The sequence below is a fragment of the Sediminihaliea albiluteola genome (assembly GCF_014077625.1).
Classification (GTDB): domain Bacteria; phylum Pseudomonadota; class Gammaproteobacteria; order Pseudomonadales; family Halieaceae; genus Sediminihaliea; species Sediminihaliea albiluteola.
In genome coordinates, this window is the sequence record NZ_JACFXU010000013.1 from 473,047 (window position 1) to 499,327 (window position 26,281).

Consider the following 26,281-nt stretch of genomic DNA (forward strand, 5'->3'; position numbering starts at 1 on the left):
AAAACATGGAGACTATTTATGCTTGTGCAAAGTGAGCGGTTTCTGCTCTACGGCACCTCGGCTTGTCATCTTTGTGAGCAAGCACAAGAGATGCTTGAGGCGCTACAAAAGGCCGGTTTGAGCTTTGATTTTGACACGGTGGATATCAGTGAGTCAGATACTTTGTTCGAGCGCTACGGGCTGCGCATTCCCGTACTGGCCGATGCCGAGGGTGCAGAGTTAGATTGGCCTTTCGCGCTGGAGTCTCTACACAGTTTTCTGCAGCAGGGCAGTGCGGCCGATGGCTTGTCTTAGTTAGCTGCCGACTCGCACCGCGAGGACGTCACAGCTAGCGCCGTGCAATACGCCATTGGCGGTAGAGCCCATAAGTAGCGCTAGGCCGTAACGGCCATGGCTGCCAACAACGATTAAATCCGCAGCGATTTCTTCAGCCTTGCTGTGAATTTCAACTTCAGGACGACCCAGTACGATGTGCTGGCGTTCAATGGGGATGTTATTGACGTGACCAAAACTGCTGAGCTGCTGGCTAGCCTGCTGGTGAATTTCGTCCTGGATGCCCGAAAAATCCATGGGAATATCGCCACCGTAAGCAAAGCTTAAGGGCTCGATCACGTGGATCAGGTGAAGCTCTGCATTGTTGACAGCGGCAATGGAGTGGGCCTTGTGTGAAACCTCGGCGGAATCTTCGCTGAGGTCTACTGCTACAAGAATTTTACTGTAATCGCTCATTTAGTCACTCCATTTACCCGCGGAGATAAGGGTGTCTTTCCATTTATAGCATACAATGCCAGAGAAATATGCCTCTTGGAGAAGCCCCAGTTGACTTACTTGCTAATCGCGGTGATTGTTGGTCTTGCACTTGCCCCCTTGTCACACTTTTTGCCGAGCCGGCAGCAGCGCAAGCAGGCGAACTTACGCGAAACAGCTGCCTTGCAGGGCATGTTTGTAGAGTTTCGCAATTTGCCGCAGCTTGCAAAAACTCAGGCTAAGCCCGACTCTAGGGTGATCTATTACGGATTTCGGCTCAAGGCATCGCGCAGTAAAGCGCCGAGAAAAGGGGCCTGGCAGCGTGATGAGCAAGGCCAATGGCGTCCGCTCGGGCAGCGCCTTGCAGTACCTGAAGCCTTGATGCAGATGCCCGCTGAGGTCTTGGCAGCGAGCGTTGATGAAGGCTCCTGTGGCATCTATTGGCGCGAGGCGGGAGAGCAATCAACAGTCATACAAATACGGGAGAAATTGGGTGCTTGGGCAGAGCAATTGCAAACTTGAATTCGGGCTTTTGCTTGACCCGAGCCTGTTAGACACTTATATATGCCCCTTTTTCCCTCGCCGAGTAAGCCTCGGTCAGGCCCAATTAAGGGGTCTTAGCAGGAGCATATGGGTAAATCACTAGTCATTGTCGAGTCGCCGGCTAAAGCCAAAACCATTAACAAATATCTTGGCCCGGAGTTTATTGTTAAATCCAGTGTGGGTCATATCCGCGACCTGCCAACAGCGGGTAGTGGCTCAAAATCAGATCCGAAGGAGCGGGCGGCTCAGGCAGCCAAAACCCGCAAGATGGCCCCTGAAGAAAAGGCTATCTATAAAAAGAACAAAGCGCGCGAGCAGCTCATCAGGCGCATGGGGATTGACCCCGAGCAGGGCTGGAAAGCCGAGTATCAAATACTGCCAGGTAAAGAAAAGGTAGTCGCCGAGTTGCGTAAGTTGGCTGAAAATTCCGAGGCCATATATCTCGCAACTGACCTTGACCGCGAAGGAGAGGCGATCGCCTGGCATTTGCGAGAAGCTATCGGTGGCGATGATTCGCGCTATCAGCGAGTGGTGTTTAACGAAATCACCAAAAAGGCAATTGGCGAGGCCTTTGAGGCACCAGCTAAGCTAGATCTAGATCGTGTTAACGCCCAACAAGCACGCCGTTTTCTGGACCGCGTCGTCGGTTACATGGTGTCGCCATTGCTATGGGCCAAGGTGGCCAGAGGGCTTTCTGCTGGTCGCGTGCAATCAGTAGCGACCCGCTTGATCGTTGAGCGTGAGCGAGAGATTCGTGCCTTTGTGCCCGAAGAATACTGGGATATTCACGCTGACCTGAAACCTCAAGCAGGCGATGAGGTGCGCTTTGGGGTGCAAAAATATCGCGGCAATAAATTTAGGCCGGATAATGAGCAGGACACCAAAAAGGCAGTCGCCGAGCTAGAGCAGCTCAGCTACAGGGTCAGTCAGCGAGAAGATAAGCCGACTAAATCCAAGGCGCCGGCTCCCTTTATTACATCGACTTTACAACAGGCTGCTAGCACGCGCTTAGGCTTTAGTGTGAAGAAAACTATGATGATGGCTCAGCGACTCTATGAAGCGGGCTACATCACTTATATGCGTACCGACTCCACTAACTTAAGTGCTGAAGCTGTGGAGGCTTGTCGCGAATATATTAAAAGCAATTTCCCGGCCAAGTATTTGCCAGAAACGCCCAATAGTTATTCATCGAAAGAGGGCGCCCAGGAAGCGCACGAAGCGATTCGCCCCTCTGACGTCAATGTTAAACAGACCTCGCTGCAAAACATGGAGCGCGACGCAGAGCGCCTTTATGAGTTGATCTGGCGCCAGTTTGTGGCCTGTCAGATGCCGGCGGCAGAGTACTTGGCTAGCACCCTGACAGTGACAGCGGGTGATTACGAACTCAATGCCAAAGGCCGTATCGTTGTCTTTGATGGCTTTACCAAGGTGCAGCCACCGGCCGGACGCAAGGGCGACAACACGGTTTTACCTGACATGAAAACCGGTGAATTACTCGCGCTACAGGCTTTGGAGCCAGTACAGCACTTCACCAAGCCAACGCCCCGCTACGGTGAGGCGAGCCTGGTCCGCGAGTTAGAAAAACGCGGCATTGGTCGCCCTTCGACTTACGCCTCTATTATTTCTACGATTCAAGACCGCGGTTATGTACGGCTTGAAAACAAGCGCTTTTACGCCGAGAAGATGGGCGATATCGTCACCCAGCGCTTGCAGAAGAGTTTCAGCGATTTACTCGATTACGGCTTCACTGCTGCTATGGAAGAGCGCTTGGACCAAGTGGCTCAGGGTGAATTGGATTGGCGTGTCTTGCTCGATAGCTTTTACGAGGAGTTCCAGCAATTGCTAGAGCAGGCTGAAGAGCCTCAGCCCCTTGGAATGCAGCCTAATGAGCCGACCATGACGGACATTCCCTGCAGTCAGTGCGGGCGGCCGATGCAAATCCGAACGGCGAGTACCGGGGTGTTTTTGGGCTGCTCTGGTTACGCTTTGCCGCCGAAAGAGCGCTGCAAGCACACCATCAACCTGACTTCTGGGGATGAGGCGATACCAGAAGGTGATGACGAGGATGCCGAGTCACGCCTGCTGCGCAGTAAGCGGCGCTGCCCTCTGTGTAACACCGCCATGGACAGTTACTTAATGGACGAAAAGCGCAAGTTGCACGTCTGTGGTAACAACCCCGATTGTTCTGGTTTTGAAGTCGAGCAGGGCAAGTTCAAAATTAAAGGATACGACGGCCCGGTATTAGAGTGCGATAAATGCGGTGCCGAAATGCAATTAAAGACTGGTCGCTTTGGCAAGTACTTTGGTTGTACCGCTGAGGGCTGCAAAAACACCCGCAAGTTACTGCGCAGTGGTGAAGCCGCGCCGCCCAAGATGGACCCGGTGCCAATGCCTGAGTTGGCCTGCGTTAAAGTGGATGATCACTACATTTTGCGTGATGGTGCAGCAGGGCTGTTTTTGGCCGCCAGCCAGTTCCCGCGCAACCGTGAAACCCGGGCGCCTTTTGTCGACGAGTTACTGCCGCATCAGTCTGAAATCGATCCTAAGTACGCGTTTTTATTTACTGCGCCAGTGGTAGATGACGATGGTAACCGCACCCAAGTGCGTTACAGTCGGAAGACTAAAGAGCAGTATGTGATGACTGAGGTCGATGGTAAGGCAACGGGCTGGAAGGCCTTTTACGAAGGTGGCCGCTGGCAGGTGACAGCCACTGCGAAAAAAGCAGCAGCCAAGAAAAAGGCGCCAGCGAAAAAGAAAGCCGGCACCGCCACGCGCACTAAAAAAGCATGAGTTCCGCTCGCGGCGAGGCTAACCATAGCCTTTACTTAGCCTCAGTGCTGCTCAGGGCTTGGCGCCGCGAAGCTGAGGCGCAAGCCTTGCCCGAGCTGATCCTCGCTCAGGCCTATGGTCCCGCTTGTCAGGCCCACTTGCTGCGCTCCTATGGCTGGTTTTTGCTGGCTGTGCTGAACTTAGATGCGGCAGCTGCCAATCTGCCAACAGCGGTGGCCGATTTGCCACCGACACCAGCGGGTCAGGTACTGCCTGCTGAGATCCGTGAGTTCGAGCAGCTAGAGCGCTCGGGGTGGCTAGCTGATTTACTGCAGTGGCAGCCTCCAGGGACAGTCCCAGCGGGACGGCTGCCTGGAAATTTAGCCCGCAGCGTGCCCGCAGAGGACTTTAGCCCAGAGCAATTTCAGCTCTGGGCGGGGGCACTCGATGCGCTGTATCAGCGCATGGCGGATTCACTCGACGAGTATTGAAATACCACTTTGCTAGGGCCTAAAGCTGCCGCGGGTGGTAAGTGTTGCTATGGCACTGCTAGAATGGTGCCGCAATCCTGCGAATTTGAGGTTTATTAGTGTCAACATCCTTGCTGGAAATTGTCGATCTGGGCAATGGGGAAATCGTTTTGCAGCGCGCCGAAGATGATTCTGAGCCGCTGGTCCGCATTCGCTTTTCAGACGAGTCCCGTATGTATCTGATGGAGAATGGTCTAGAAGTTGCTAAGGCCATGATTCAAGCCGGTATTGAAGCGGCTTCAAATATGACGGAAGAGGGCGATACTGGATTGGAGTTTGGTGTTAATAGCAGATCTCGAGTGCTGCATTAAACGATCAAGCTGGTATTCGCGAAGGGGCCAGAGCGCTGCTAGCGCTAGCCCCTAGATTTAGACAGTGCTATCGGGGAGCTTTAGTTGCCGCGTCGCAAGACCCCGACACTCAGCCCCTCAATAGCAAAGTGCTGTTCACGCAAATCCACTTTAATGACATCGTAGTCTGGATTCTCCGGAAGGAGTTCTAGCAGGTGTTTGCTGTTGCCCCGGCGCAGGCGCTTCACGGTCACCTCATCATCAATGCGCGCCACGATGATATCGCCATTAGCCGCCACTGGTGTGCTGTGTACGGCGAGTAGGTCGCCATCGAAAATACCGACATCAATCATGCTGTCTCCCTGCACGGTGAGAAAGTAGTCGGCTTTAGGCTTAAAAAACTCCTGCGCTAAGTTGCAGTAATCTTCGATGTGCTCCTGCGCAAGTACCGGACTGCCGGCAGCCACTCGGCCAACGATTGGGATGCCAGGCTTTTCGACTAAGCGAATACCCCGTGATGCACCAGCAATCATTTCAATAGCGCCTTTGCGTGCCAGTGCTTTTAAATGCTCCTCGGCGGCGTTGGCTGATTTAAAGCCGAGCTCTCGGGCAATGTCGGCTCGCGTCGGTGGATAGCCGGTGTCATCGATGTGACGGCGCACGATATCCAACACTTGCTGTTGCCGTTTGGTCAGTTTTTCCATGTCAACTTGCCTGTCTTTATATACAGGACTGTGAGTATATACAGGGTGGCAGCAGAGGTAAACCGATCAAAGCCTTGCAATGCACTTGGGCATGGGATAATTTCTGGCCGCAAATTCACGGGTAATTTAAGGCCCGCTGCGAGTATGTCCACGGAGAAGCCCATGTCAGATACATCAAGCGAACTGGCCACCACCCCGCTCTATGATTTACACCTAGAATTAGCTGCGAAAATGGTGCCTTTTGCTGGCTATAACATGCCTGTGCAGTATCCCTTAGGGGTGAAGAAGGAACATTTGCACACCCGGGAGAAAGCAGGGCTCTTTGATGTGTCCCACATGGGCCAGATTGTACTTCGCGGCCCCGGTGCGGCAGAAGCTCTAGAGCGCTTAGTGCCAGTCGACATTGTTGATTTGCCCGAAGGCAAGCAGCGCTATGCGCTCTTTACCGATCCCCAGGGCGGTGTCCTGGATGACTTTATGGTCAGCAACTTTGGCGACTGCTTGTACTTGGTGGTCAATGCTGCCTGTAAAGCGCAGGACCTCGCCTATCTGCAGCAACACTTAGCGGATGATGTGGAGCTCGAGCTACTCGACGACCGAGGCCTGATTGCCTTGCAGGGCCCGCTAGCTGCAGAGATTATGGCCAATCTGGCGCCAGAGACAGCGGACATGGTGTTTATGGACTCACAGCGTGTTCAGATTAATGGCCATGAGTGTTTCGTCAGTCGCGCAGGTTACACCGGTGAAGACGGTTTTGAAATTTCAATGCCAGCACAGGCTGCTGAGCCTATGGTGCGCTCCTTACTGTCTCATAAGGCCGTCGAAATGATCGGTCTGGGAGCGCGTGATTCACTGCGTCTCGAGGCCGGTTTGTGTCTCTATGGCCATGACCTCGATGCGGATACCACACCGATTGAAGCGGGTTTGAGTTGGGCTATTAGCAAGCCGCGCCGCGCTGATGGCGCACGTGCCGGTGGTTTCCCCGGGGCCGAACGAATTTTCGATCAAATGGCCAATAAATCCTATGCCCGGCAACGGGTTGGATTGGTTGGCGAGGGGCGGGCGCCGGTTAGAGAGGCTACGCTGATCTGCGATGAGCAGGGTAAAGAAATCGGAGTGGTGACCTCTGGCACCTTGGGGCCAAGTGCAGGAGTGCCAATCGCTATGGCTTATTTGGACAAGCAGCACGCCGCCCTCGGCACTTTGGTATTTGCCGCAGTGCGCGGCAAACAGCTTCCCATGCGAGTCAGTAAAATGCCCTTTGTGGCGCAGCGTTACCGACGCAGCTAAGTGGCTGGTAATTAATCCTCAACACCGTACATGGCGTCTGGCTCGATCGTATTGACCGGGCTATTCCATTCCAGCGGTTGGTGGGGCAAGTCGGGGTCGAGTCGGTCTTCATCATCGAGCTCGAAAGGACTGCGCCAGTCTTCAGGGGGTTCAATTTCCCTGAGTTTCAGCTGGCGCCAGGTGTCTAAATCGTACTCGGTGACTTCACCGTCAAAAAATTGTGCTTCGATGCTCAGGGTGGCGGAGTCCCAAGCAACCACTTCAAACAGTTCGTGTGTTTCGAGATCTTTGTACCAGCCGCCTACGGTGGGGCTTAGCATTTTCATATCAATACACTCACAGTGTTGTGGGGTGTATGCTCCAAGCTACCAAGTCTAGCGCGCTTGTCCAGTGGCGGTGATTGATCTAAAGAGAGCGCTACATATACTTACTATGCTTGTATAAATTCTTTTGTTGATAGATCAATCGCTTGTGAGACTTTCACAGACTTCACTTCAAGCAATGGGGAAATTCTTATAACCTCTCCGCTATAAAATACGACCATCGATAAGCAATACGTCTAAACACACGCAGCAAGACATACACAAACAGGGAGATTTTTGGCTCGTGGAATCCATTTTAGAATTTTTTGAAACCGCAATGCAGCAGTGGGATGCCGGCGGCCCCTTATCGATAGCACTGGGTATCTTGGCTTTGGGTCTTGTCGGCCATTTGGCTCTGGGCATTACCCTGCGCCGAGTGCGTAACATCACATCGCATAGCAAAAATCGCTGGGATGATGTCTTTGTCAGTGCGCTAGAGGCGCCGGCACGAGTGGTGCTGTGGGTGGCAGTGGCCTATCTGCTGCTTAAAGGGCTGTCGCTGGGAGGGGAGTCCTGGCGTGAGACGCTGTTCAATGCCTATGACACCGCTATGATTGTGCTCTTGGCTTGGTTTTTATTGCGCTTGGTCTCGGCGGTGCAGGAGGAGTTGCTCGATGAGTCGCGCCATGGTCAGCGTCAATCAACTGATAAGGCAACAGTACACGCGGTAGCGAAATTGCTGCGTATCACCCTGGGTATAATCACTGCCCTGATGGTGCTGCAGAGCATTGGGGTTTCGATCTCCGGCCTGTTGGCTTTCGGTGGGGTCGGCGGTATCGCGGTGGGCTTTGCTGCCAAGGACTTACTGGCCAACTTTTTTGGTGCGATGAGTATTTATCTCGACCGTCCATTTTCACCGGGTGACTGGATCCGCTCACCCGATCGTGAAATAGAGGGCACGGTAGAAGAAATAGGCTGGCGCCTGACCCGTATTCGCACCTTTGATCAGCGCCCCTTGTATGTCCCCAACGCAATATTTAGCCAAATTGCTGTTGAAAACCCCTCCCGTATGCACAACCGACGGATTTACGAGACTGTGGGTATCCGCTATCAAGACAGCGCTGCCATGGATGCCATCATTGATGATGTGCGCACAATGCTTGAGGAGCATGAAGAAATCGACCTCAATAGAACCCTGATCGTCAACTTTGTTTCCTTTGGGCCCTCATCATTAGATTTCTTCATCTATGCTTTCACTAAAACAACGGTGTGGGTCGATTACCACAAGATTAAACAGGACGTGCTATTGAAGGTCTTGGCGATTGTGCATAAGCACGATGCAGATGTAGCTTTCCCGACGCGTACATTGCAATTAGAGCAAGTAATCCCCGAGCAGGCTGAGCAAGCTGAGCCCGCTGTAAACGCCGCTTCCCACAAGGTGAACTGATGAACAAGCTGGCAGTGATTGGCGGTACCGGTATTGAGCAGCTGGAGGGCTTGGTGGTCTACGAGGAACACCAGCTTGAAACACCTTATGGCCAGCCTTCGGGCGCGATTCAGCAGGGGCGCTTGGGCAATGCACAACTGTTGTTTTTGCATCGCCACGGTGGCGCTGCGACCATACCTCCTCATCTGATCAATTACCGCGCTAACTTGTGGGCGCTGCGCTCACTCGGTGCCAGCGACGTGGTTGGGATCAATGCGGTCGGTGGAATCACTAGTACTATGCGCCCTGGATCCTTGGTGCTGCCTCACCAATTGATTGATTACACCTGGGGGCGAGAGCACAGCGTAGACGAGGGCGCTGATGGGCGTTTACTGCATATTGATTTCACCGAGCCCTATGACAACCGCTTGCGTCAGTCTTTAGTCGCTGCTGCATACCACAGTGATATCGCTTTTGAAGACGGTGCCACCCATGGCGTAGCTCAGGGACCTCGCCTTGAGACCGCCGCTGAGGTGCGACGGATGGCCCGCGATGGCTGCGATATTGTGGGCATGACAGGCATGCCGGAGGCCTCCATAGCCAGAGAGTTAGGCTTGGCCTATGCCGCTATCTGTATGGTGGTTAATCCGGCTGCTGGATTAGGTGAAGAGCCCATATCGCTGGCTAAAATGCATGAAATTTTGCAGCGCGAAACCCAAGTGGTCCGCGCTTTATTGAGCAGCTTAGTCGAGAAATACTACAGCGAGTGAGTCGCTTATAGGCCTTGCTCAGCAGTGCTATAGCGCGCTCTGGGCTGCGCCTAGCTGCTGCAGGTCGCTGTCCGTTAAGGGCGTTAATTTCACCACCAGACCTAGCATTGGGTGATCGATATAGTGCACTTCATTGCTGCGCATGCGACGTGACTGTTGCAGCAACACGGCATGGCGGTAAGGGTAGTGGGGGCTGCTGTCGGTATCGTCGCCGGGCTGCTCTAGTTCCGCCGCCGGCTCGAGCCCTTCCTGAGCACTCAGGCTGCTTAGCGCTTCTTCAGCACTGAGTATCTCTTTGGCTGGCTTGACCACCTGTACTGAGCTAGGCCCTAAGGGGGGCGCCGGCATACGCCATTCACCGGATAAGTAGTCGCCCTGGGTGTTGAGCCAGAGATTGGTCTCAAGATGCAGATAGCGCGATAGGTAGAGCTTAATGCTGCCCTGAAGGGCTGGATAGGCAGCGTCATCGCCAGAGTGATCCAATATAATTGGTAGGGCCTGGGACTCACTGACTATCGGCTGCAACCAAGTCTGGTGGAATAGCGTTCGATAACTGCCGTTGCGCTCCATATATGCCGCCTTGCCGCGAAATGTTAATTCGCTAGCATCACGCAAAGCGTAAGCCTGGGGCAGCTGAGGTGCTGGCGGCTGATCAGCATTGGCCAGCTCTTGGTGGCCGCCCTCGCCATTGTCGAGCGGCTTGTCGTCACTCGCTGGGCTGTCGATGATAGGAATGTCGACAGCTGCTAGATCGCCGGGCTCGGGGAAAGTGATGCGCTGTAGGCCTCGGCTATCGATTTGGCTTTTAGCCTGTGGGTGTAGGCTTTTATTGCGCGCTATACGCTGAGGATCCAATAAGAAACGGTAGTTGTCGGGATAGCGCAGCAGGGGTTCAGGGTCCCAGCTTTCCTCTCTGGCAGCGGCGGCTCCGCCTTGGCTAAACACGAATAATTCAACTCGAAACCAGCGCTCTGCTGCTTGAGCAAGACTCGTGCAGCACAACAGTGTCATTAACAGCAAGGCTTGAGGGTAATAAATAGGGCGTTTCATTAGGCGGCATCTTCCGTAGCATCAGCGGCAAAGGTCGCCAACAATTGCTCTGCAAACTGTTGGCGTTGGGCAGGTTGTTCTAACTCGCGGTGGAAGCGCAAGCGAGTGGCCCCAGCCAGTTGGTAGGCCTTGGGGTCCGATTGCACTAAATTGACCAAAGACATGGGATTAACACGAGTATTGTCATTAAAGTCGATATTGCCACCTTGGGGCCCAACTTCAATCGCTTTGATGCCAAGACCCTGGGCCCGAATGCGCAGCTTAGCGACTTGTACTAGGTTGCTAACTTGTGGTGGCAGGAGGCCAAAGCGATCGATCATCTCAACCTGAATATCTTTGAGCTCTTCATCGCTACTGGCGGCGGCTATACGTTTGTATAAAACCAAGCGTGTATTGATATCGGGTAAGTAATCTTCAGGAATCAGCGCAGCGGTATGTAGGTTAATTTCGGTGCCTGCATCGAGCGGCGCGTCAACGTCGGGAATTTCACCGCGTCGCAGAGCGGCCACAGCGCGCTCTAGCATCTCCATATACAGGCCAAAGCCAATACTGTGGATCTGTCCGCTCTGTTCATCCCCTAGTAGCTCGCCAGCGCCGCGGATCTCTAAGTCATGGGTGGCAAGCATGTAGCCCGCACCGAGATCGCCGGCGGCCTCTATCGCCTCTAAGCGCTTTATCGCGTCTGGCGTAATGGCCGAGCGAGGCGGGCAGAGTAGGTAGGCGTAAGCCTGGTGATGCGATCGGCCCACACGGCCGCGAAGTTGGTGCAACTGGGCCAAGCCAAAGCGGTCTGCCCGCTCAATGATAATGGTGTTGGCATTAGGGATGTCGATACCGGTCTCAATGATTGTGGTGCATAGCAGAATATGGTGATGCTTGTGATAGAAGGCCGACATCACTTGTTCGAGTTGGCTTTCTTGCATCTGGCCATGTGCCACGGCAATGGATAGCTCCGGCAATAGCTCGCGTAGCTTGCTGGCGGTTTGTTCGATGGTTTTGACTTCATTGTGCAGGTAATAGACCTGTCCACCACGCAAGGTTTCGCGCAGCACAGCCTCTTTAATTAGGGCGATATTGTGTTCGCGCACAAAGGTTTTAATCGACAGACGGCGTGCCGGCGGGGTAGCAATGATCGACAGGTCTCGCATGCCGCCAATGGCCATATTGAGTGTGCGCGGGATCGGCGTGGCGGTGAGGGTAAGGATATCGACTTCGGCGCGCAGCGCCTTAATGGCCTCTTTTTGCTTGACGCCAAAGCGATGCTCTTCGTCGATGATCAGTAGGCCCAGATCTTTGTACTTGAAGTCTTGTTGCAGCAGTTTGTGGGTGCCGACCAAGATATCGATTTCGCCATCGGCGACACGCTTACTGACAGCGGTTAATTGTTTGCCGGTTTTAAAGCGCGATACAACCTCCACTGTGATCGGCCAGTCGGCGAAGCGATCGGAAAACGAGCTGAAGTGTTGCTGGGCGAGCAGTGTGGTCGGCACCAGCACCGCGACTTGTTTACCGTTGCGAGCAGCGATAAAGGCGGCGCGCATGGCCACCTCTGTTTTACCAAAGCCCACATCACCACAGACCAAGCGGTCCATGACCCGAGGACTGGACATGTCATCTAGCACTGCAGCAATTGTGCTCTCTTGGTCGAAGGTTTCTTCGAAGGGAAAGGTTGCCGCAAACTGCTGATACTCTAGGGCTGGAATCTCAAACTGGAAGCCCTGGCGAGCTTCGCGCCGGGCGTAGACTTCTAATAATTGCGCTGCGACATCAGAGGCGCGTTCGCTGGCTTTGCGTCGCGCTTTATCCCATTGATCAGAGCCCAGTTTATGCAGTGGTGCTAGCTCGGGGTCGCTGCCCGAGTAGCGGCTGATCAAATGTAGGGAGGACACGGGGACATAGAGCCGCGATCCTTGGGCATAGTCCAAGGTGAGAAACTCGTTGGCCTGACCGTCGACCTCCAGGGTCTGCAAGCCGACATAGCGGCCGATGCCGTGTTCTAGGTGAACCACGGGCACTCCTTCGCGCAGCTCGTTGAGCTCCTTGAAGATGTTGGCGCTGTGCTTGTCATCGGATTTGCGTCGGCGGCGCCGCTGGGCGACGCGGTTGCCGTAAAGTTGTGCTTCGCTGACCAGGGTTGCCTGGCCTGGGCCAAAGTACATGCCGCGGTCGAGCGGTGCCGTGGTAATGGCAAAGTCTAGCTCTGCAGCAAGGAATTCGGCCCAATTGCCTACAGTTTGAGGGTGCAACTGCTGCTGTTCGAGGCCTTCCAGCAGCATCTCCCGTCGCCCTGCGGACTCAGCGCAGAGCAGCACCGGCCCCTGGTGCTGCTCAATAAACTCTGCCAAGCGCGCTATTGGTGAGGCTTTCGGGTCGCCATCGCCGAGTTTGGGACTGGGTAGACACTGGGTTTTTACATGTACCGGTGAGTCAGTATTCTGGCGCAGCTCAAGTACTGGGTGTCGCTTGAACTGCTGGTAGAGCTCCTCCACCGGAGTAAAGCAGCGGGCAGGTGGTAGTAGCGGGCGGCGCGGGTCAATGCCGTACTCTTCGTAACGTTCGCCAGCTTCCTGCCAAAAGCGCTGAGCGGCACTGTGATGGTCGCCGATGACTACTACCGGCGCATTGTCGGGAAGGTAATCAAAGAGCGTGGCGCATTGATCAAAAAATAGCGGCAGATAGTACTCGCAGCCGCCGGGGGAGCGCCCAGCACTCACTTCAGTGAAGGTCGGGCAGGCATCGTGATCCACCTCGAAGGCCTCGTACCAATTCATCTGAAAGCGTTCCACCGCCAAAGGGTTGAGCGGGTATTCTCGCGCTGGCAGGAGGTTTATAGCCTCGACTCGCTCGACGCTGAGTTGGGTCTCAGGGTCAAAAGTGCGCAGCGTGTCGACCTCGTCATCCAGTAAGTCGATGCGAAAGGGCGTCTCAGAGCCCATAGGAAAAATATCGAGTAGGGCGCCGCGCAGGGCAAATTCACCGTGCTCATAAACCGTTTCTACATTGTGGTAGCCATTGCGCTCTAAATTACGGCGAAAGCTGTTCAGCTCAAGTTGTTGCCCAGGTTCGAGCACCAGACTCGAGCCGGCGATATATTCGGTGGGCGCCAAGCGGTGCATCAGGGTTGGCATCGGTACAATCAGCACCCCTGTGGACAGGGATGGCAGTCGGTAGAGGGTGCTCAGGCGCTCGGAAATAATATCCTGGTGCGGAGAAAAGTTATCGTAGGGCAGGGTTTCCCAGTCGGGAAAGGCCAAAATTTCAACACCGGGAGCGAGGAAAAAAGGCAGCTCACGCTCCAAAGTTAATGCCGCGCTGGTATCTGTAGTGACAACGAGGAGAAGTTTGTGCTCGCTAGCAAGTTCGGCAATACACAGCGCTTCGGCGCTGCCGTAAATCGGCCCGAGGGCAGTGCGGCTGCCGGCCTGCTGCGGCCAGGGGGTGTCGGCAATAAGGGTTTTAAACATGGGGATGATGGATGTTTTTCTGGCCAGAGTGATGTTTTCGGGGGCCCATTGTATGCCCTACAAGGGGCTCGCTCCACCCGCATTAGCCCCAAGGGGTGTGAAAATGCCCGCAGTGCCTTGCACCGCGACAAGCAGAAGTTGATAATGGCGCGCCTGATCTCCACCCAATCCCAGCGTAAAAGGTAGCCTGTAGTGAGCGAACGAAAGAGAGAGCGTCCAGACGACTATTTCAAAGACTGGAAACAGCGAGAAGCCCTGGCGGAAGGCATGATCCCTATTGTGGGTCGTCTATCCCGTGAACGTAACGTGAAGTGCTATGTCTATGGCAAGTCACTCGTCAATCGTTCCGTACTGGAGATCATGAAAGATCACCGCTATGTACGGCAGGTGGAAGAGAACGAATTATCCGAGTTTGAAACCTTCCCGGTACTGGAAGAGTTAGCCAAGCTTGATCTGGGCCCCGCGCACATCGATATTGGCCGTCTCGCGGTTAATTACTTCGACCACGGCCACGGTAAGGATCAAAGCCTTGCCGAGTTTGTGCAGGAGCAAGTTGCCTACTTAATTGGCGCGACAGAAAAGCCGGTCGACGAGCCGCGCGATGTCGTGCTCTACGGTTTTGGCCGTATCGGGCGCTTGATGGCGCGCATCCTGATCGATAAAACTGATGGCGGTGAGAGCCTGCGCCTCAAAGCTATTGTGGTGCGCAAGGGCGGTGCCGCTAATGACCTGATGAAGCGAGCTAGCCTGCTGCGCCGCGATTCTGTACACGGCGCCTTTGCCGGCACGATTCGCGTGGATGAGGAGCGTCAGTCCTTCGTTGCCAACGGTAACGAAATTAAGGTGATCTACGCCTCTTCGCCAGATAGCATCGACTACACCGAGTACGGCATCAATAATGCTATTGTGGTTGATAACACCGGTGTGTGGCGCGATAGCGAAGGCCTGTCTTTACACCTGAAGTCTAAAGGTGTGAGCAAAGTCATTCTTACCGCTCCTGGTAAGGGCGATATGAAGAACATAGTGGCTGGTATCAACAATGACATCATTGAAGATACTGACACCATTATTTCTGCTGCATCCTGCACCACCAACGCCATTGTGCCGCCACTGAAGGCCATGGATGATGAGTTTGGAATTGTCAGTGGTCACGTTGAAACCGTGCACGCTTACACCAACGACCAGAACTTAATCGATAACTACCACAAGGCAGATCGTCGCGGCCGCAGTGCAGCCTTGAACATGGTGCTGACTGAGACTGGTGCAGCTAAAGCTGTAGCCAAGGTCTTGCCACAGTTGGACGGCAAGTTGACTGGCAACGCAATTCGAGTGCCGACGCCTAACGTGTCTATGGCTATTCTTAACCTTAATCTAAGTCGTCCGACAGATAAGGAAAGCTTGAACGAGTTTATGCGCAATATGGCGCTGCACTCATCGATGCGTAAGCAGATTGATTTCTCTAATTCACCTGAAGTGGTGTCCTCTGACTTTGTGGGCTCGCGTCACGCCTGCATCTTCGACGCCCAGGCGACGATTGTGAATGGCACTCAAGCCGTTCTTTACATGTGGTATGACAACGAGTTTGGTTACAGTTGTCAGGTGTACCGCATCTTAGAGCAGATGGCTGGGATTAAATACGCAACTTATCCAAAGGAAGGATAAGTCGCCTCCTAGCGAATAATTCTGTTCAAAATCAAGTGGCTGTCCCCTCATGTAATGTAGCGTGTCGAGGGGGCATTCCGCTATAATGCGCGCGGCTTGGATTCGAATGGTCGATTTTGTCTATTTTTATGACAGAATCGCTTAAGACAAAGGGGTTTACTTCGCTATTTTGCGCGGTGAAGTCTTGTTTGGTTTCCAGCCATACTACTTTTGTATTCTCAATCTTTAGGCAGATCGTATGATCAAAATCAAGCGGGGCCTGGACATTCCTATACAGGGTGCGCCCCAGCAAACCATAGAAGATGCCCCCGCTGCACGAGCTGTCGCACTGGTGGGCTTTGATTACGTCGGTATGAAACCCACCATGGAGGTGGCAGTAGGCGACAGGGTTAAGACCGGTCAGCTCTTATTTACCGATAAGAAGACCGAAGGCGTACGCTACACAGCCCCGGCAGCTGGCACCGTTAGCGCGATTAACCGCGGTGCTCGACGTGTGCTGCAGACGGTGGTGATTGAAGTGGCGGCCGATGAAGCTGCAGAAAGCTTTAGCGCCTACGACGCCAGTGCCGCTAAGGCTCTCGATGCGGCGACGATTCGCCAGCAGCTGATCCAAAGTGGCCAGTGGACGGCACTGCGCACCCGGCCCTACAGCAAGGTGCCGGCAGCTGATGCTGAAGCTGCGGCAATATTTGTGACAGCGATTGATACTCAGCCCTTGGCTGCCGATCCAAGTGTCATTATTGCCTCACAAAAAGAAGCATTTGGCTTAGGTTTGGATCTGCTGGCCAAGCTCAGCAAAGGCAAGCTCTATCTGTGCCAAGCGCCAGGCAGCGATTTGCCCAAAGGCAGTGCCAGCAATATTGAAACGGCAGAGTTTAGTGGGCCACATCCAGCGGGCCTAGCTGGTACCCATATCCATTTCTTGCACGGTGGCGTTACCGCTGATGCACCAGTGTGGACAGTTGGCTATCAAGATGTCATCGCGATTGGCCGTTTGTTCCTCGATGGCAAGCTCTATACAGATCGCGTGATTGCGCTAGCTGGTCCACAGGTTGAGCGCCCGCGTTTGCTGCGCACTCGGCTTGGCGCTGATTTAGAAGCACTCTGTGCTGGACAGCTCAAGGCAGGAGAAAACCGAATCATCTCTGGTTCAGTACTAGGTGGCCGTCAGGTACAGGGCCCCACTGCTTACTTAGGGCGTCACCACAACCAAGTGAGTGCTTTGCTAGAAGGTCGTCAGCGCGAGTTACTGCGCTATCTTTCGCCCGGTGCCAAGCGCCACTCCAACCTAGGTATTTACCTCAGCAGTCTGTTTGGCAGCAAACCATTGCCAATGACGACCAACACCAATGGTAGTCAGCGGGCTATGGTGCCGGTGGGTAGCTACGAAACCGTTGTGCCAATGGATATCTTGCCGACCCATTTACTGCGCGCACTGATTGTTGGTGACACTGAGATGGCTCAGGCACTGGGTTGCCTTGAGCTCGACGAAGAAGATCTCGCGTTATGTACTTACGTTTGCCCCGGCAAATACGAGTACGGCCCAATTCTCAGGGACAACCTGACGCGCATCGAGAAGGAGGGCTAAGCCGTGGGACTTCGTAAAATCCTAGACAATATGGAACACCACTTCCAAGAGGGTGGCCGCTATCAAAGCTGGTATCCCCTTTATGAAGCCTTGGACACCATGCTTTATTCGCCTGGATCGGTCACTCGCTCCAGCGCACACGTACGAGATGGCATTGACCTGAAGCGTATTATGATCTCGGTGTGGCTCTGTGCCTTCCCCGCGATGTTTTACGGCATGTACAACTTGGGCTTCCAGGCCAACGATGTGCTCGCAGCGACCGGCGGCGAAGTCGGTGGCTGGCGCGGGTCATTAATAGCCACCTTTGGTGGTTACGATGCCAGCAGCCTGTGGGATTGCTTTTGGTTTGGTGCACTGTATTTCGTACCGATCTACTTTGTGACCTTTGTGGTGGGCGGCTTCTGGGAAGTGCTCTTTGCCATGAAGCGGGGCCATGAAGTTAACGAAGGTTTCTTCGTCACTTCTATTCTCTTTGCGCTCATTTGCCCTCCCGATTTACCTCTGTGGCAGGTCGCACTAGGCATTAGCTTTGGTGTGGTCATCGGCAAAGAGGTCTTCGGTGGTACCGGTAAGAACTTCCTTAACCCGGCCCTGACTGGTCGTGCCTTCTTGTACTTCGCCTATCCGGCGCAGATCTCGGGTGACGCAGTTTGGGTGGCAGTCGACGGCTATACCAGCGCAACTCCGCTGTCAGTAGTAGCAGCCGAAGGTATGACTGCAGTTCAATCACAGTGGACTTGGATGGAAGCCTTCCTCGGCGCTATGCCGGGCTCTATCGGTGAGACCTCAACACTGGCTATTTTGATCGGCGGCGCAGCATTGTTGCTGATGCGCATCGCCTCATGGCGTATTGTTGCCGGTGTCTTCTTGGGCATGGTGGCGCTGTCGACGCTGTTTAATATGGTTGGCTCTGATACCAACTTGGCTTTTGCCATGCCTTGGTACTGGCACTTGGTCACCGGTGGCTTTGCTTTCGGCATGATGTTTATGGCCACTGACCCCGTCTCAGCGGCGATGACTAATACCGGTAAGTGGGCCTACGGGATCTTGATCGGTCTCATGGCAGTGCTGATCCGAGTCATGAACCCGGCATTCCCCGAAGGCATGATGCTGGCCATCCTATTCGCCAACATCTTTGCTCCGCTGATGGATCACTTTGTGGTTCAAGCCAATATCAAACGGAGGCTCGCCCGTGTCCAGTAATAAAGACAGTATCAAGAAAACGCTAATTGTTGCGCTTTCTTTGTGCATCGTGTGCTCGGTGGTGGTATCCACTGCCGCAGTACTGCTCAAGCCAGCACAGGAAATCAACAAGACCCTTGATCGCAAGCGCAATATTCTGGCAGCCGCTGGTATGTTGGAAGAGGGCGTTTCGGTCGAAGAGCAGTTCGAGAAAGTCGAGACGCGCATTGTTGATCTGCGCAGCGGAAAGTTCACCGACGAAGTGGACCCCGAGCGTTACGATCAGCGCAAAGCCTCTAAAGACCCTGCTCGCTCGACTAAACTAAGTGTCGAACAGGATCTAGCAAAAATTAAGCGCCGCGCTGATTTAGCTGAAGTCTACTTGGTTCAAAATGACCAGGGTGGACTGGATAAATTGATCCTGCCCGTCCACGGCTATGGTCTGTGGTCCACGCTCTATGGCTTTTTGGCCTTAGAGTCAGATCTCAACACAGTGGCCGGTTTAGGTTTTGCCGAACACGGTGAGACGCCCGGGCTAGGTGGTGAGGTGGATAACCCCAGCTGGAAAGCTAAGTGGCCTGGTAAGAAAGTGTACCGTGAGGGTGATGTTGAGATTGGCCTGATTAAAGGCACCGTTGACCCATCTAGCCCAAAGGCTAGCTGGCAGGTTGATGGTTTATCCGGCGCTACACTTACTTCCAAAGGCGTATCCAACCTAGTGCAGTACTGGTTGGGTAAAGAGGGCTTCCAGCCCTTTATCGAAAACCTGAAGTCCGGGGAGGCCTGATCATGTCGGCAATGAAAGAAACACTGGTTAACCCGATTTTCCGCAATAACCCCATTGCGCTGCAAATCTTGGGTATTTGTTCCGCACTGGCGGTAACTACCTCAATGCAAGTTACTGTGGTGATGTGTATTGCACTGACCTTGGTAACTGCATTTTCAAACTTTTTTATCTCTTTAATTCGTAATTTTATTCCCAGCAGCATCCGCATTATCGTGCAGATGATCATTATCGCCTCTTTGGTGATCGTGGTTGACCAGGTGCTAAAAGCTTATGCCTACGGCATCAGCAAGCAGCTATCGGTCTTTGTGGGTTTGATTATTACGAACTGTATTGTGATGGGCCGCGCCGAAGCCTATGCCATGAAGAACCCACCTTTACCGAGCTTTGTCGACGGTGTCGGCAATGGCTTGGGCTATAGCGTGGTACTGCTGGCAGTGGCTTTCTTCCGCGAATTGCTCGGCGCAGGTAAATTGTTCGGCTATGAAATCCTTCCAGTGGTCACTGAAGGTGGTTTCTACAACCCGAATGGTTTGATGCTGCTAGCTCCTAGTGCCTTCTTCTTGATCGGCCTGTTCATCTGGGCCCTGCGCAGCTGGGATAAGTCACAAGTGGAAGAGCCCGACTTTAAAATTGCCAACCACGTTAACGTCGAGGAGGCGGCATCATAATGGAACATTACCTGAGTCTATTTATCCGCGCGGTGTTCATCGAGAACATGGCGCTGGCCTTCTTCCTTGGCATGTGTACGTTCTTGGCAATTTCCAAGAAAGTTCAGGCTGCTATTGGTTTGGGTATTGCCGTGGTGGTGGTACTGACCATTACCGTGCCGGTCAACAACCTGATCTACAACTACTTGTTGGCTGATGGTGCCTTGGCTTGGGCCGGTATGCCAGATGTCGATCTCAGCTTCTTGGGGCTGTTGTCCTACATCGGTGTGATTGCGGCAATTGTTCAGATCATGGAAATGTTTTTGGATAAATTTGTGCCCGCACTGTATAACGCACTGGGCGTGTTCTTGCCACTGATTACAGTGAACTGCGCGATCTTAGGTGCTTCGCTGTTCATGGTTGAGCGTGACTATAGCTTTGGTGAAAGTGTGGTATTTGGCGCCGGTGCTGGCGTGGGCTGGGCCTTAGCAATCGTGGCACTGGCTGGCATCCGCGAGCGCCTGAAGTACTCCGATGTGCCTCATGGTCTGCAGGGCTTGGGCATTACTTTTATCACTGTGGGCCTGATGTCGCTGGGCTTCATGTCCTTCGGCGGCATCGATATTTAAGGGATCACTATGGATATGACAATTGTTCTAGGCGTAAGCATGTTCACTGCGATCGTGCTGACGCTGGTAGCCGTTATCCTCTTTGCCCGTTCACGGCTAGTTAGCACTGGTGACGTGAGCATCGAGATTAACGGTGAAAAAACTATTACCGTCCCAGCCGGTGGTAAACTGCTACAGACGCTTTCTGAAACAGGCCTGTTTTTACCTTCTGCTTGTGGCGGTGGCGGTACCTGTGCGCAGTGTAAGTGCATTATTAATGAAGGCGGCGGTTCTATGCTGCCAACTGAAGAAGGGCATTTTACTCGTCGCGAAGCCAATGAAGGTTGGCGTCTGAGCTGTCAGACCTCAGTCAAGCAGGACATGAAGATTGAGGTTCCCGAAGAAGTCTTCGGTGTGAAACAGTGGGAGTGTACCGTTGAGTCCAACCCCAACGTGGCGACCTTTATTAAAGAGCTGACCTTGCGTCTACCAGAAGGTGAAAACGTCGATTTCCGTGCCGGTGGTTATGTGCAGCTAGAGTGCCCGCCACACGTAGTGAAGTACGAAGACTTTGATATTGAAGAAGAGTACCGTGGCGACTGGGAGCGCTTTGGCTTCTTTAAAATACAGTCTGAGGTTAAGGAGCCAGTTGTTCGGGCTTACTCCATGGCCAACTACCCAGAAGAGAAGGGTATTGTTAAATTCAATATCCGTATCGCGACGCCGCCTCCTGGCAGCGAAGGGATCCCCGCTGGGCAAATGTCTTCTTGGGTTTTCAACCTCAAGCCAGGCGATAAGGTAACGGTCTACGGTCCCTTTGGTGACTTCTTCGCTAAAGATACCGATGCCGAGATGGTGTTCATCGGTGGTGGTGCAGGTATGGCCCCGATGCGCTCGCACCTCTTCGATCAGCTTAAGCGCCTCAATAGTAAGCGTAAAATTTCTTTCTGGTACGGCGCCCGTTCAATGCGCGAAATGTTCTATCAGGATGAATACGATAAGTTGGCTGAAGAAAATGACAACTTTGAGTGGCACGTGGCGCTGTCTGATCCCCAGCCAGAAGATAATTGGGATGGTCTGACAGGCTTTATTCACAACGTACTCTATGAAGAGTACCTCAAGGACCACCCGGCACCTGAGGACTGTGAGTACTACATGTGTGGGCCTCCGATGATGAACGCTGCGGTGATCCAGATGTTAACGGATCTTGGTGTTGAGCCTGAAAATATTATGCTCGATGATTTCGGCGGATAAGCCTAAAAGCCACTCTTCGGGGTGGCTTTTTTGTATTCTATTTGCCTCTTGTGTCTTTCTGCAGGCCTGCAGTGCTGACTCTCAGGACATTGTGCGCCTTGATGGCCACACCATGGGCACCACATGGAGTGTGACTTATCTGGCAGCTGAAGGTGGCCCATCGCCCGAGACTGTAGAGCGAGAGCTGCAAGCTGCTTTGGATGCGGTTAACGCGAGTATGTCTACCTACCAGGATGACTCGGAGATCAGCCGCTTTAATCGCCTGCCTGTAGGACAGTGGCAAGCACTTTCTGAGCATTTTTATCGCGTGCTCAGTGAGGCCCTGCGCATCGGCGAACTCAGCGAGGGTGCTTATGATGTGACCGTAGGCCCGCTGGTCAATCTCTGGGGCTTTGGCCCTGATGGCCCGGTCAATGGTGTGCCAGCGCAAGAAGAGATCGCGCTACAACTTGCAGCGATCGGCCAGCAGCACTTGCTAGTCGATAAAGATCAGCAGCGGCTCGCTAAGCAGGCGCCCGTCAGTCTTGATTTTTCCTCCATTGCCAAAGGCTATGGGGTTGATCAATTAGCCAATTATTTATTAACGCAACAAATCAGCGACTTTCTGGTCGAAGTAGGTGGTGAGATGCGTTTGGCTGGCAACAGTCCCCGCGGTGACAGCTGGCGGATAGCGGTAGAGCGGCCGGTAGCGGGTGCTCGTGCGCCACAAGTCACCTTGGCGCTCAGCAATATTGCAGTGGCCACCTCGGGTGACTACCGCAATTATTTTGAGGTCGACGGGCAGCGCTATTCTCACAGTATTGACCCGCGCACAGGCTATCCGGTAGCCCATGACTTGGTGTCGGTGACTGTTCTCGCTGACAGCGCCTTAGAAGCCGATGCTTGGGCGACAGCACTGGATGTACTGGGTGGCAAGCAAGCGTTGTTGCTGGCTAATGCGCACAACTTGGCGGTATATTTGATTCGTAGACAGGGCGATGAATTGATCGCTACTTACAGCGAGGCAATGCTGCCTTATCTACCAGCTAACGAATCTTCTACAACTGAGGGGCAGAGTGTCCCCGAGAGGCTCCCATGACAGTATTTCTTATCACTGTAGTGATTTTTGCTTTAGTTATCACCGCTATGTCGGTGGGAGTCTTGGCCGGCCGACAGCCAATTAAAGGCTCCTGCGGCGGTATAGGCGCCACGGGCATTACTCAGTCCTGTGAGATCTGCGGTGGTGACCCCCAGCGCTGTGATAGTGAAGAAGCGATGGACAGTAGCGAGCCACAACCAGCCCCACAGTTTTATTCGGCCGACAAGCAATAAGCTCCGCTTTGCTTGCGCTCTCTGTAGCGATTCACTGTAAAACGCTATCACGCTGCCACTGGTATTAGATAAGGACGCGAGGCTTTGCGCTCAGTTCGGGGCTTACTTGATCATTACGCGCTTTTTGTTGGGCTGCGCTATAGCTTTAGCCGTAAACGCAATCGTTTCACTAGCTTAATTGCCTTGATGTCGATGCTCGGCATGGTTATCGGCGTGGCCAGTTTGATCACTGTACTGTCAGTGATGAACGGCTTTTCAGCTGAGTTGCGCCATCGTATTTTATCCCTTGTGCCACATGGTTATGTCGAGTCAAACGGCCCGGGCATAAGTGATTGGCGTCAGCTCGCCGCTGATCTTAAGCAGGCGCCTGCTGTGCTAGCTGTATCACCCTATATCAGCGATAAAGTCATATTCGGCGGTCGTCACCTATTACGTGGTGGGGTCTTGACTGCCATCGATCCACAAAGTGAAGCAGAAGTTTCACGCATGCCAGAGTCGATCATCCTTGGCTCCCTAGATGAGTTGACTGAGACGCCGTTCTCCGTCGTGCTTGGAGCCAGTCTCGCTCGAGTACTGGGCGTCGGCCTTGGGGACCGTCTGGAAGTGACCATTCCTCGTCTCACGGTGAGTCCATTAGGGCTGTTCCCGCGCAGTAAGCGCTTAGTGGTGGTGGCATTGTTCGAAGTGGGTGCTGAGCCTGATTCCTACCAAGCGTATGTATCTTTGCGCACTGGTCAAAAGCTCTTTGGCGGCGGTGATCGAGTGGCGGGTTTACAGCTTAAAACTAAGGATTTGTTTAGCGCGCCGCAAACCCTCAATGCACTCGCCAGCACTCTCCCAGCAGGTCTTAGCGTACGCGATTGGAGCCAGACCCAGGGTTCACTGTTTCGCGCGGTGAAGATGGAAAAGATAATGGTCAGTCTCCTATTGCTCAGCGTGGTTGCGGTGGCGGCCTTCAATATTGTGTCAACCTTGGTCATGTCGGTGGCTGAAAAGCGTCGAGATATCGCGGTGCTGCGCACCATGGGTGCAAGAGCAGGTGGTGTGATGGCCATCTTCGTAGCCCATGGCCTTGGCTTGGCGGGTGTGGGTATTGCCTTGGGCTGCGCTGTCGGCGTGCTCTTAGCCAGTTATATCGCCGAGGTGACTCGTTTCTTTGAGCAATTATTGGGAGTGAAATTGTTCGATCCAAGCGTATATTTCATTAGTGAGTTGCCTTCACAGCTACAGTGGAGTGATGTTGTGACGGTGGTCTTTGCTTCATTCCTGCTGAGTTTGATCGCTACCTTGTACCCCGCCTGGCGGGCGGCCCACATCGCACCAGCTGAGGTCTTGCGCTATGAGTGAAGCGGTGTTGCTGTGTGAGGGACTGAGCCGAGTGTATCGCGACGGCGATCGCAGCGTGCAGGTGCTTGATAATGTGGAGTTTCATTTACGCCCGGGCGAGCGAGTGGCCATTATTGGTGCCTCGGGCTCTGGCAAGTCAACCTTGCTCAATCTCTTGGGTGGGCTCGATGAGCCCAGCTCTGGCCGTGTGGTCATGTCTGGCCAAGATATGGCGCAGCTCTCTGAAGCCGAGCGCTGCCGCCTGCGCAATGAGCGTTTAGGCTTTGTCTATCAGTTTCACCACTTGCTGCCTGAATTCGATGCCCGTGAAAATGTGGCTATGCCATTGTTAATTGGCGGCACTAGTCGCAAGCAGGCCCTCGCCAGTGCCGATGCTATGTTAGAGCGGGTGGGCATGGGGCACCGCCTGAGCCATCGCCCAGGCCAGCTCTCGGGTGGAGAGCGCCAGCGGGTGGCTATTGCTCGCTCCTTGGTGACTCGCCCCGACTGCGTGCTAATGGATGAACCTACAGGCAACCTCGATCCCAAATCCGCCGAGCAACTCTTAGCCCTTATTGATGAGCTGGGGCAGGAGCGGGCGTCTTTTGTTGTGGTTACCCATGATCCGGCAATTGCAGCGCGTATGCACCGCACCCTAGAACTACAGCATGGCCGCTTATTGGAGCTGTCCCAGTGACAAGTGGCGAGTTAGTGCGCGTGGCATGGCGCTATAGCTTCGCCTTTGGCAAGGGGCATCTCTCGACCTTCCTGTCGATGCTCTCCACTTTGGGGCTTATTTTGGCCATCACACTGTTGATTACGGTGTTGTCCGTGATGAATGGTTTTGATAAAGAAATGCGCGAACGGATTTTGTCCCTAGTGCCCCATGTGTCGCTATTGTCTTATCAGGGCTTAGAAGATTGGCCAACGATGGCCCAGCACTTGCTGCAGCAGCCAGAAGTACTCACAGCGCAGCCTTTTGTTCAGTTTGACGCCTTATTTCTCCGCGGCAATGAAATAGAGACTACCCGAGGCTTAGGTTTAGCCGTGGGGGCTACGGCAGAGCCCCAGCAAGGCTTACTCGCAGCTCTCAATGCCACAGAGCTGGAGCGCTTTCGCCAAGATCCCAATGGTTTGATCCTTGGCAGAGCCGTGGCGGAAAACCTATCAGCACAAGTCGGCGACAGTCTCACTGTCATTGCGCCATCTCTTGAGCGCCCAGGTAGTGCGCAGTCAGCTCGTTTTGCCACAACCACGCTCTCCGCGATTCTTGATACCGGCACTGAACTCGATCAGATCACCGCCATAGTGCACATTGAGCAGGCATCAGAGATTGCTGGTTTACATGGTGCTGTGAGTGGGCTGCAGCTCAGTGTTAGTGATATTTTTTCTGTTACCCGCATTGCTTGGGAATTGGTTCAGGAGCTGCCGCCAGGCTTTTATGCCAGCAACTGGATGCAAACCCACGGCAACCTCTATGCGGCGATTCAACTATCTCGCGATTTGGTTTCTATTTTGCTGTTTTCCATTATCGGCGTGGCGGCATTCAACGTGGTGTCATCGCTGGTTCTAGTGGTCTTTGACAAGCAAGGCGATATCGCCATTTTGCGTACACTGGGTGCTTCCAGTACTGACATTGCATGGATTTTTGTTCTGCAAGGGGGCTTGATTGGCCTTGTCGGTGTCGCAGTGGGTTGCACTTTAGGTGTGCTCAGCAGTCTTCTGGTGCCCAGTGCCGTCGCGGCTTTGGAGCACTTACTCAATTTACGCTTCTTAAGTACAGATGTCTATCCAGTGTCTTTTCTGCCAGTTGATGTCTTGGCTAGCGATGTACTGATAGTGGGGGGAGTGGCTTTTGCTATGTGTGTCTTAGCGGCAATTTACCCCGCACGCCGTGCAGCAGGCTTGGCGCCAGCGCAGATTCTGAATCAGGAAATCAGCTAAGTAGCATGCTCTTTAAGTCTTAGCGATGTAGCGGACTGTATTATGAGCCTTGGCTGCTTGCCATCACAGTGTGCAGGGCTGATTGAG

General features: G+C 53.7%; 25 protein-coding genes. 20 read left to right on the forward strand and 5 right to left on the reverse strand.

Features of this window, described 5'->3' with window-relative positions; genetic code table 11:
- The first annotated feature begins 18 nt into the window (after positions 1-18).
- Positions 19-294, forward strand: coding sequence for a glutaredoxin family protein (locus H2508_RS03125; protein WP_182168921.1), 276 nt, complete (start codon positions 19-21; stop codon positions 292-294).
- Here the strand turns inward: H2508_RS03125 and H2508_RS03130 are convergent, their stop codons facing one another.
- Positions 295-729, reverse strand: a complete 435-nt coding sequence (locus H2508_RS03130) for a universal stress protein (RefSeq protein ID WP_182168922.1) — start codon at positions 727-729, stop codon at positions 295-297.
- Between the two features lie 90 nt (positions 730-819).
- Here H2508_RS03130 and H2508_RS03135 point away from each other — a divergent pair, with 90 nt between their 5' ends.
- From H2508_RS03135 to H2508_RS03150, 4 genes are all read left to right on the forward strand, one after another.
- Positions 820-1,269, forward strand: coding sequence for a hypothetical protein (locus H2508_RS03135; RefSeq protein ID WP_182168923.1), 450 nt, complete (start codon positions 820-822; stop codon positions 1,267-1,269).
- A 108-nt stretch (positions 1,270-1,377) separates the two neighbouring features.
- Complete coding sequence (gene topA, locus H2508_RS03140; protein WP_182168924.1) at positions 1,378-4,080, forward strand: type I DNA topoisomerase; 2,703 nt, start codon at positions 1,378-1,380, stop codon at positions 4,078-4,080.
- A complete protein-coding gene (locus H2508_RS03145) occupies positions 4,077-4,550 on the forward strand; it encodes a hypothetical protein (protein ID WP_182168925.1) in 474 nt (157 codons plus the stop codon). The genes topA and H2508_RS03145 overlap by 4 nt, the downstream gene beginning before the upstream one ends.
- A gap of 98 nt (positions 4,551-4,648) precedes the next feature.
- The gene (locus H2508_RS03150) at positions 4,649-4,900 is read left to right on the forward strand and encodes a hypothetical protein (protein WP_182168926.1); all 252 of its coding nucleotides are present in this window, start codon (positions 4,649-4,651) and stop codon (positions 4,898-4,900) included.
- An 80-nt stretch (positions 4,901-4,980) separates the two neighbouring features.
- Here H2508_RS03150 and lexA read toward each other — a convergent pair whose 3' ends face one another.
- Positions 4,981-5,583, reverse strand: a complete 603-nt coding sequence (gene lexA, locus H2508_RS03155; protein WP_182168927.1) for a transcriptional repressor LexA — start codon at positions 5,581-5,583, stop codon at positions 4,981-4,983.
- 162 nt (positions 5,584-5,745) lie between these two features.
- Here lexA and gcvT point away from each other — a divergent pair, with 162 nt between their 5' ends.
- The gene (gene gcvT / locus H2508_RS03160) at positions 5,746-6,873 is read left to right on the forward strand and encodes a glycine cleavage system aminomethyltransferase GcvT (protein WP_182168928.1); all 1,128 of its coding nucleotides are present in this window, start codon (positions 5,746-5,748) and stop codon (positions 6,871-6,873) included.
- A gap of 11 nt (positions 6,874-6,884) precedes the next feature.
- Here the strand turns inward: gcvT and H2508_RS03165 are convergent, their stop codons facing one another.
- On the reverse strand, positions 6,885-7,199 hold the full coding sequence (locus H2508_RS03165) for a DUF6763 family protein (RefSeq protein ID WP_182168929.1): 315 nt from the start codon (positions 7,197-7,199) through the stop codon (positions 6,885-6,887).
- A 280-nt stretch (positions 7,200-7,479) separates the two neighbouring features.
- Here H2508_RS03165 and H2508_RS03170 point away from each other — a divergent pair, with 280 nt between their 5' ends.
- On the forward strand, positions 7,480-8,622 hold the full coding sequence (locus H2508_RS03170) for a mechanosensitive ion channel family protein (protein ID WP_328799302.1): 1,143 nt from the start codon (positions 7,480-7,482) through the stop codon (positions 8,620-8,622).
- Complete coding sequence (locus H2508_RS03175) at positions 8,622-9,371, forward strand: S-methyl-5'-thioinosine phosphorylase (RefSeq protein WP_182168930.1); 750 nt, start codon at positions 8,622-8,624, stop codon at positions 9,369-9,371. Before H2508_RS03170 ends, H2508_RS03175 begins: the two co-directional genes overlap by 1 nt.
- Before the next feature lie 27 nt (positions 9,372-9,398).
- Here the strand turns inward: H2508_RS03175 and H2508_RS03180 are convergent, their stop codons facing one another.
- Positions 9,399-10,421, reverse strand: coding sequence for a CsiV family protein (locus H2508_RS03180; protein WP_182168931.1), 1,023 nt, complete (start codon positions 10,419-10,421; stop codon positions 9,399-9,401).
- The gene (gene mfd / locus H2508_RS03185) at positions 10,421-13,885 is read right to left on the reverse strand and encodes a transcription-repair coupling factor (protein WP_182168932.1); all 3,465 of its coding nucleotides are present in this window, start codon (positions 13,883-13,885) and stop codon (positions 10,421-10,423) included. Before mfd ends, H2508_RS03180 begins: the two co-directional genes overlap by 1 nt.
- Positions 13,886-14,077: 192 nt before the next feature.
- Between mfd and H2508_RS03190 the strand changes: the two genes are divergently transcribed.
- The 12 genes from H2508_RS03190 (at position 14,078) to H2508_RS03245 (ending at position 26,194) form a co-directional block, all read left to right on the forward strand.
- A complete protein-coding gene (locus tag H2508_RS03190) occupies positions 14,078-15,547 on the forward strand; it encodes a glyceraldehyde-3-phosphate dehydrogenase (RefSeq protein ID WP_182168933.1) in 1,470 nt (489 codons plus the stop codon).
- Positions 15,548-15,785: 238 nt separating this feature from the next.
- On the forward strand, positions 15,786-17,135 hold the full coding sequence (locus H2508_RS03195) for a Na(+)-translocating NADH-quinone reductase subunit A (protein ID WP_182168934.1): 1,350 nt from the start codon (positions 15,786-15,788) through the stop codon (positions 17,133-17,135).
- Between the two features lie 3 nt (positions 17,136-17,138).
- A complete protein-coding gene (locus H2508_RS03200; protein WP_182168935.1) occupies positions 17,139-18,338 on the forward strand; it encodes an NADH:ubiquinone reductase (Na(+)-transporting) subunit B in 1,200 nt (399 codons plus the stop codon).
- Positions 18,328-19,104, forward strand: a complete 777-nt coding sequence (locus tag H2508_RS03205; RefSeq protein WP_182168936.1) for a Na(+)-translocating NADH-quinone reductase subunit C — start codon at positions 18,328-18,330, stop codon at positions 19,102-19,104. Before H2508_RS03200 ends, H2508_RS03205 begins: the two co-directional genes overlap by 11 nt.
- Before the next feature lie 2 nt (positions 19,105-19,106).
- Positions 19,107-19,772 carry an NADH:ubiquinone reductase (Na(+)-transporting) subunit D gene (locus H2508_RS03210; RefSeq protein WP_182168937.1) on the forward strand — a complete coding sequence of 222 codons (666 nt, stop codon included), beginning with the start codon at positions 19,107-19,109 and terminating at the stop codon, positions 19,770-19,772.
- Positions 19,772-20,380 (forward strand): NADH:ubiquinone reductase (Na(+)-transporting) subunit E, encoded by a 609-nt coding sequence (gene nqrE / locus H2508_RS03215; protein WP_182168938.1) that lies wholly within the window; start codon positions 19,772-19,774, stop codon positions 20,378-20,380. Before H2508_RS03210 ends, nqrE begins: the two co-directional genes overlap by 1 nt.
- A gap of 9 nt (positions 20,381-20,389) precedes the next feature.
- Positions 20,390-21,613, forward strand: a complete 1,224-nt coding sequence (gene nqrF / locus H2508_RS03220) for an NADH:ubiquinone reductase (Na(+)-transporting) subunit F (protein ID WP_182168939.1) — start codon at positions 20,390-20,392, stop codon at positions 21,611-21,613.
- A gap of 91 nt (positions 21,614-21,704) precedes the next feature.
- Positions 21,705-22,691: an FAD:protein FMN transferase gene (locus H2508_RS03225; protein ID WP_182168940.1), complete on the forward strand. Its 987-nt coding sequence runs from the start codon at positions 21,705-21,707 to the stop codon at positions 22,689-22,691.
- A complete protein-coding gene (gene nqrM / locus H2508_RS03230; RefSeq protein ID WP_182168941.1) occupies positions 22,688-22,924 on the forward strand; it encodes a (Na+)-NQR maturation NqrM in 237 nt (78 codons plus the stop codon). The genes H2508_RS03225 and nqrM overlap by 4 nt, the downstream gene beginning before the upstream one ends.
- A gap of 84 nt (positions 22,925-23,008) precedes the next feature.
- Positions 23,009-24,271 carry a lipoprotein-releasing ABC transporter permease subunit gene (locus H2508_RS03235; RefSeq protein ID WP_182168942.1) on the forward strand — a complete coding sequence of 421 codons (1,263 nt, stop codon included), beginning with the start codon at positions 23,009-23,011 and terminating at the stop codon, positions 24,269-24,271.
- On the forward strand, positions 24,264-24,947 hold the full coding sequence (locus H2508_RS03240) for an ABC transporter ATP-binding protein (RefSeq protein WP_182168943.1): 684 nt from the start codon (positions 24,264-24,266) through the stop codon (positions 24,945-24,947). Before H2508_RS03235 ends, H2508_RS03240 begins: the two co-directional genes overlap by 8 nt.
- The gene (locus tag H2508_RS03245) at positions 24,944-26,194 is read left to right on the forward strand and encodes an FtsX-like permease family protein (protein ID WP_182168944.1); all 1,251 of its coding nucleotides are present in this window, start codon (positions 24,944-24,946) and stop codon (positions 26,192-26,194) included. Before H2508_RS03240 ends, H2508_RS03245 begins: the two co-directional genes overlap by 4 nt.
- The last annotated feature ends 87 nt before the right edge of the window (positions 26,195-26,281 follow it).

Bases quoted from the DNA above. Each gene is read 5' to 3' on its own strand.
- H2508_RS03125 (WP_182168921.1), top strand. From the start codon at position 19: ATGCTTGTGCAAAGTGAGCGGTTTCTGCTCTACGGCACCTCGGCTTGT.
- H2508_RS03130 (WP_182168922.1), bottom strand. From the start codon at position 729: ATGAGCGATTACAGTAAAATTCTTGTAGCAGTAGACCTCAGCGAAGAT.
- topA (WP_182168924.1), top strand. From the start codon at position 1,378: ATGGGTAAATCACTAGTCATTGTCGAGTCGCCGGCTAAAGCCAAAACC.
- H2508_RS03145 (WP_182168925.1), top strand. From the start codon at position 4,077: ATGAGTTCCGCTCGCGGCGAGGCTAACCATAGCCTTTACTTAGCCTCA.
- lexA (WP_182168927.1), bottom strand. From the start codon at position 5,583: ATGGAAAAACTGACCAAACGGCAACAGCAAGTGTTGGATATCGTGCGC.
- gcvT (WP_182168928.1), top strand. From the start codon at position 5,746: ATGTCAGATACATCAAGCGAACTGGCCACCACCCCGCTCTATGATTTA.
- H2508_RS03165 (WP_182168929.1), bottom strand. From the start codon at position 7,199: ATGAAAATGCTAAGCCCCACCGTAGGCGGCTGGTACAAAGATCTCGAA.
- H2508_RS03175 (WP_182168930.1), top strand. From the start codon at position 8,622: ATGAACAAGCTGGCAGTGATTGGCGGTACCGGTATTGAGCAGCTGGAG.
- H2508_RS03180 (WP_182168931.1), bottom strand. From the start codon at position 10,421: ATGAAACGCCCTATTTATTACCCTCAAGCCTTGCTGTTAATGACACTG.
- mfd (WP_182168932.1), bottom strand. From the start codon at position 13,885: ATGTTTAAAACCCTTATTGCCGACACCCCCTGGCCGCAGCAGGCCGGC.
- H2508_RS03195 (WP_182168934.1), top strand. From the start codon at position 15,786: ATGATCAAAATCAAGCGGGGCCTGGACATTCCTATACAGGGTGCGCCC.
- H2508_RS03210 (WP_182168937.1), top strand. From the start codon at position 19,107: ATGTCGGCAATGAAAGAAACACTGGTTAACCCGATTTTCCGCAATAAC.
- nqrE (WP_182168938.1), top strand. From the start codon at position 19,772: ATGGAACATTACCTGAGTCTATTTATCCGCGCGGTGTTCATCGAGAAC.
- nqrF (WP_182168939.1), top strand. From the start codon at position 20,390: ATGGATATGACAATTGTTCTAGGCGTAAGCATGTTCACTGCGATCGTG.
- nqrM (WP_182168941.1), top strand. From the start codon at position 22,688: ATGACAGTATTTCTTATCACTGTAGTGATTTTTGCTTTAGTTATCACC.
- H2508_RS03240 (WP_182168943.1), top strand. From the start codon at position 24,264: ATGAGTGAAGCGGTGTTGCTGTGTGAGGGACTGAGCCGAGTGTATCGC.